This window comes from Nocardiopsis sp. CNR-923 (assembly GCF_001942255.1).
In the GTDB taxonomy this organism is placed as follows: Bacteria; Actinomycetota; Actinomycetes; order Streptosporangiales; family Streptosporangiaceae; genus Nocardiopsis.
The window spans coordinates 1-6,203 of the sequence record NZ_MKKC01000007.1 but is presented as its reverse complement, the minus strand read 5'-3'; the positions used below and the strand labels follow the sequence as shown (position 1 = coordinate 6,203).

General features: G+C 65.6%; 5 protein-coding genes. 4 read left to right on the top strand and 1 reads right to left on the bottom strand.

Annotation, left to right across the window (positions count from 1 at the left end; all coding sequences use genetic code 11):
* The first annotated feature begins 177 nt into the window (after positions 1-177).
* The 4 genes from BJF83_RS00260 (at position 178) to BJF83_RS00245 (ending at position 5,567) form a co-directional block, all read left to right on the top strand.
* Complete coding sequence (locus tag BJF83_RS00260) at positions 178-1,803, top strand: Eco57I restriction-modification methylase domain-containing protein (protein ID WP_075924702.1); 1,626 nt, start codon at positions 178-180, stop codon at positions 1,801-1,803.
* Positions 1,804-1,879: 76 nt separating this feature from the next.
* Positions 1,880-2,554 carry a PaeR7I family type II restriction endonuclease gene (locus tag BJF83_RS00255; protein ID WP_262391195.1) on the top strand — a complete coding sequence of 225 codons (675 nt, stop codon included), beginning with the start codon at positions 1,880-1,882 and terminating at the stop codon, positions 2,552-2,554.
* A 258-nt stretch (positions 2,555-2,812) separates the two neighbouring features.
* Positions 2,813-3,151, top strand: coding sequence for a trypco2 family protein (locus tag BJF83_RS00250; RefSeq protein WP_075924701.1), 339 nt, complete (start codon positions 2,813-2,815; stop codon positions 3,149-3,151).
* 49 nt (positions 3,152-3,200) lie between these two features.
* A complete protein-coding gene (locus tag BJF83_RS00245; protein WP_083678347.1) occupies positions 3,201-5,567 on the top strand; it encodes a serine protease in 2,367 nt (788 codons plus the stop codon).
* A 98-nt stretch (positions 5,568-5,665) separates the two neighbouring features.
* Here the strand turns inward: BJF83_RS00245 and BJF83_RS00240 are convergent.
* The coding region (locus tag BJF83_RS00240) for a tyrosine-type recombinase/integrase (protein ID WP_158070313.1) at positions 5,666-6,203 on the bottom strand (538 nt) is incomplete at its 5' end.

Sequence of the window (6,203 nt, the reverse complement as noted above, 5' to 3'; positions counted from 1 at the left end):
TGAGATCGCCTCGTGCCATGACTGTTGCTCTATCAAAGCCGGGCCCGGCCCGCAGGCGATCTCCCGAACTCGTGATCCAAACTCCAGACAGGACCTAGAGCCGTCGTCGAAGCGCTGTAGGGTCAGCTCGTGACTACCGTTGACCTGCAAGATGCCGTTAAGCAGCTCCCCGCATCGATGCGTGAGGCCATCACGCATGGTGAGGTGTTCACCAAGGGTTGGGTTGTAGAACTCATCCTCGATCTTGTGGGGTACACCCCAGAGCGTGACCTCGCAACGCTGAGAAGCGTTGAACCCGCATGCGGAAGTGGGGCGTTCCTCGGTCCGATCGCTCGGCGCTTGAGCGAATCCTGCAGGCTCCACGGACGTGACCTGGCTGAGGCCCGTCAGGCCCTGCAAGCCTTCGACTTGCTCGAACCCAACATCACAGCAAGCCGTGCTCTGGTCCAAGCACAGCTACTGGCCCAGGGGTGGGACAGCACCACTGCCGAGGACACCGTACGAAGCTGGATCGTCCAAGGCGACTACCTACTGCTGGACCATCGCAGCCAGGCAGTGGACTTCGTGGTCGGCAACCCGCCCTATATCCGCCTGGAAGACGTACCCCGTGAGCGTACGGCGCTCTATCGAGCTGCATGCCCAACCATGGGAGGCCGGGCCGACATCTACGTCGGCTTCTACGAAGTAGCCCTGCGCAGCCTGAAGCCAGGAGGACAGCTCGGTTTCATCTGCGCCGACCGCTGGATGCACAACCAGTACGGAGCCCGTCTTCGCGAGTTCATCACCAGCAGCTTCAGCGTTGACTTCGTGCTGGCCATGCATGATGTGGATGCGTTCGAGGAACAGGTGACCGCCTACCCCGCCATCACCGTCATCAGCCATCGAGAACAAGCTGGTGCCGTCGCTGCTGACACGAAGGGCACTTTCACGGAAAGCGACGCACGGGAGCTCCACCGTTGGAGCTTGGAATCCGATCAGCCGGTGATCGACAAGCCCTCTTTCCAAGCCGTCCGGCTACCGCACTGGTTCGACGGGGCCGAGCTGTGGCCCACAGCCTCACCTGCCCGGTTGGCCATGCTGGAAGACCTCAGTGACCGATTCGGTGTCCTTGAAAACCGTGAGGCCGGCACACGGGTAGGGATCGGTATAGCCACCGGTGCGGACAAGGTGTTCATCACCACCAATCGCGCTCTTGTCGAAGCAGACCGGCTGCTCCCGCTGGCTATGGTCCGAGACACAGGGACCGGCAAGCACCAGTGGCAGGGAAACTACCTGGTCAACCCCTGGACCCCCGCAGGGGATCTCGTCGACCTGGATCGCTACCCCCGGCTGAGGCGCCATCTCGGCGCGAACTCCGCAGCCCTTCGCAAGCGCTATGTCGCGGTCAAGCAGCCAGAACGTTGGTACAAGACCATCGACAAGGTCGACCACTCGTTGCTCAACAGGCCTAAGCTCCTCTTGCCTGACATGAAGACCACCATTCACCCAGTCCTCGCCGAAGAAGGCTACTACCCTCACCACAACCTCTACTACATTGTGTCCGACACCTGGGACCTGAGTGTTCTTGGGGGATTGCTGATGTCCAAGGTCGCCCAGGCGTTCGTCCAGGCCTACTCCGTCAAGATGCGAGGAGGCACACTGAGGTTCCAGGCTCAGTACCTGCGCAAGATCCGCGTTCCCGAACCGTCACACCTCAGTGAGAGGATTCAGTCGCAACTGGCCGAAGCCTTCAGGGATCGCGACGTCGAGGCAGCGACAGACGCGGCCCTGGTCGCCTACGGCTTGGACTATCTTCCTGACTAGGAGAGCCCATTGGCAGTCACCCGCCAGAACTTTGAGGATGCCATCGCCCAGTACTGGGGCGTGAAAAATACACAGAATGATCTGTCGAAGATCAAAAAACGCCGTTGGTACAGGGACAGCCGGTTCAGTGCGCGGCGGTAAACACTTCGATAGCATCGCCAACCTCATCTCCAAGTTTTTCCGTGAGGCTGGTTATCCTGAAGACGCGATCCGCGTTGAAAAGAAGCAGGGTCTTGAGCTACCAGGCTACTATCGTCCACAGAAGCAGTGGGACGTGGTGGTGACCATCGGACAGACACTCGTAGCGGCCTTCGAAATGAAGGCCCTTGGGAGCCCTTCGTTCGGCAACAACTACAACAACCGTGTGGAGGAAGCCCTGGGTAGCGCGGTCGATCTCCGACGCGCATCGCTGGCCGACCTTTACCCAGCAGAAAAGCCGTGGCTCGGCTACTTCTTCATCATGGAAGACGCGGACGGCTCCCGTCGACCAGTCAAGATGGGAAGGAAATCAGCGATCCCTCCAGAACCCATTTGGGAAGGCACCTCCTATCAGGACCGCTTCGGGATCTTCTGCAAGCGCCTGATCGATGAGTCCCTGTATGACTCGGTTTGCTATGTCACCTCTTCCCAGGTCGACCCAAAACCGAAGGAGCCTGTCGAGCTGCTTAACTGGAATCATTTTTCAGCTGGCGTAAGAAGTAGGATCAGCTATTTGGCAGATCTAGGGTATCCGAATAAGACCTCATCGTGACGAGCCCGAATCACTTGAGTTGTCGACCCCGGGGCATCGACCGGAGTCAACGCATATCTCTGCTCAAGGATTCTGCACATGAATGACGGGAAGCGGTCCCAGCACCCACCAAACCCTCAACCCACACCCGACACCCGACCCCGGTGGAGAAGGTGGCCTGGCCGGAAACGGCCAACACCCTCCACACCCCACACCACCGTCCGGATTCTGCGATCGTAGAAACCCGCCCCATACCCCTGTTCCCCTGGAGGAATCAGCGTGGAACTGCGCCTGACCGACGCCGTCCGAACGTTGCGCGAGGAACTGACCGAGGCGGTCGCCGAGGCCGAAGCCCACAACCCCGACCTCACCTTCGACGTCGGCCCCGTGACCATGGACTTCGAGGTCCAGTTCCGCGCCGACGCCAAAGCCAAAGGCAAACTCTCCGCGTGGATCGCCTCCGGAGAGGTCGAAGCCGGTGCGAGCCGGGCCCGCACCCACCGGGTGTCCTTCACCCTCACCCCCCGCCACAAGAACACCCCCAACGGCGACGTGTCCATCACCAGCACCAACCAGGCCACCGGCACCGGGGACCGATCCGGGCACATCGGACGCTGACCACCCCACCCCGCATCCGCCTTGACCGCTCACTGTTCAGGAAGTGCCGATGCCCACGGCCGCGCACATCGCCCGCATTGAAAGCTCCACAGGGGCCGGGTCGGGGTGTGTGATCACGCCCCGGCTCGTGTTGACCTCCGCCCACGTGGTCCCTCACGTCGACGGCGAGGTGTCGCTGTCCACCCCCGCAAGCACCGCCACCTTCACCGGCCACGTGGTCTGGCGGGGCACCCCCCACGGGCGCGATGACGCCGCCCTGGTCGAGGTCACCGACCCGACCTGGGTGGCCCCACCGGTCCGTACACGGTGGGGGCGGCTGGTCACCGACCGCCCCGGCATCTCCTGCCACACCTGGGGCTACCCCGACCTGGTCCAACGCCAGGGGCGTCCGGTGGAGACCTCCCAACCCTCAGGCACCGTCAACCCCGGCAACCGCATGGTCGGTGACCGCTACGTCCTGGACATCACCACCCACCCACCCCGCTGGGAGCAGGACGGGTCGCCGTGGGGCGGGCTGTCCGGGGCCGCGTTGGTGTGCGAGGGTCTGGTGGTGGGGGTGGTGGCCACCGACCCCGCCCACCGAGCCCACGCCAGCCTGGAGGCTGTTCCCGCCTACGTGCTCCACCACGACCCGGCCTTCCGAGCCGTACTGGACCGGCACCAGGTGTCCGTGGTGTTGGAGCCGGTCGAGCTCGCCCACCTGGCCCACACCCCCCACACGCACCAGCGGCCCTCCCCCGCCTCGCTGTTGGAGGCCCACCGGAAGGTGGTGGACTTCCACGGCCGCGACGACACCATGGACACCCTGGCCCATTGGTGTGAGAGCGACGACGTGCTGTCCGCGGTGGTGGTGCACGGGCCCGGCGGGCAGGGCAAGACCCGCCTGGGCCACGAACTCACCGCACGGCTCACCCGTCCCGAGACCCACACCCGCAGTCGCCGGTGGGCCACCGTCTGGGTCAAAGACACCGCCGAGGAACTCGACCCGGTCGGGGAGACCACGGTCCCGCTGCTGCTGGCGGTGGACTACGCCGAGACCCGCACCGCACAACTGAGGCGTCTGCTGGAGTTGTGCGACCGCCCCCCGGGCAGTGCCCCCGTCCGGCTGCTGTTGCTGGTGCGCACCGTGGGCGAGTGGTGGGACCAGGTCAACACCACCACCGGCCACCTGCTGGCCGACATCACCCGACAGATCCCGCTGCCCCCACTGGCCCCTCACGCGGTCGACCGGGCCCGCGAGTACCGCACCGCCCTACACCACCTGGCCGGCGCCCTGCCCGCGGCCCGCACACCCCACCCGGCCGACTGGGAGCAGGCCGCGGCCGACCTACCCGACCCCGACCTGTCCGGCCCCGGGTGGGAGACCGTGCTGAGTGTGCACATGCGCGCCCTGGCCGACCTGCTGGACACCACCCAACCCCCCACCACCATCACCATCACCAAGGACAGTGCGGTCGAGGGCCGGGTGCTGGCCCACGAGGACCGGTACTGGACCCACACCGCCACCGCCCACGGGCTGGAGGAGGCTGAACTCCAACAGCCGCTGCGGGACGTGCTGGCCCTGGCCTTCACCCTCACCCCGGCCGGTATCGAGGAAGCCGACCACCTCCTGGACAACGTGAAGGTGCTGGAAGGGCAGACCGCCGCCCGCAAACAGCAGATCCGCCGGTGGATCAGCAGCCTGTACCCCACCGACGGGGCCGGTGTGTGGGGACGGTTGCAGCCCGACCGGCTCCTGGAGTACTTCCTGGGCAGGCGCCTCCACAACAACCCCGCCCTGTTCGACCCCCACCTCGAAGACATCTCCACGGGCGACGCCGAACGGCTGGTGACCCTGTACACCCGCGCCGCCGCGCACCCCGCCCTGCCCGGCCTGGGCACACACGTGACCGCGTTGTGTGCGCGCCATATCCGCGCCTTGGGGCCGGTGGCTGTTGACGTGGCCACCCAGGCGGAGGACCCCGGCCCGCTCATCCGGGCCCTGGAACAGACCACAGCCGACACCGCGACCCCCATCGAGGTCCTTGTACAGCTCAGCGCTGCACTTCCCCTGTTCAGCCACCGGCTCGCCGAATGGTCCGGGCAGGTGAGTGACCGCATGGTCAAAGCCCGTCGGGAACAAGCCGCGAAGGACCCCGACGCCTACCGGCCCGACCTCGCCATGTCCCTGAACAACCAATCCATCTACCTGGCGGGCCTGGGGTCGGCGCGAAGAAGCCCTCGAAACCATCACCGAGGCCGTCCGCATCCGCCGCACCCTGGCCCAGCAACGCCCCGACGCCTACCTACCCGACCTCGCCACATCCCTGAACAACCAATCCATCTACCTGGCGGGCCTGGGCAGGCGCGAAGAAGCCCTGGACTCCAGCACCGAGGCCGCCGACATCTACCGCACCCTGGCCGACCAACGCCCTGACGCCTTCCTGCCCGACCTCGCCATTCTAATCCGATGGCCGCAGGTTCGAATCCTGCCGGGTGCGCCACAAAACCCCAGGTCAGACGGGGTGTATTGCCTCACCGCAGAGAAGGTGTAACGCCGGTGGGTCCAGGGTGGGACCGAGGTGGGACCAACACCAGACCCCTGCGACCACCCCGCCTCCTCGTATGCCGACCAGTCCTCCCGGCGTCCCGCAGCACCAGCCACGCCGTCCGCTCCGCCGCCTCGTGGGCTACCTCAGGCAGCACACTGGAGTAGGTGTCCGCGGTCAGCACGATGCTCGCGTGCCCCAGCATCGCCTGTACCACCTTCAACTCCACCCCCGCCGCCAACGCCAACGTCGCCGCCCCGTGCCGCAGATCATGCAGCCGCACCGGCGGTAGCCCGCTCTCGTCGTTCAGCTTCCGGAACAGGCGCGAGAGGCGCTCAGGGGCCAAGGGGCCTCCACGCGCCCCGGTGAACACGAACTCGCGCGGATCCCACTCCTGCCCGCGCGCCTGTGCCTCCTGTTGTTGTCGCCACTGGTGGCGGCGCAACACCCCGGTCGTGGTGTGGTCCAGGGCCACCATCCGGCGGCTCGCCGCGCTCTTGGGCGCCAACTCCACCAACCCACCC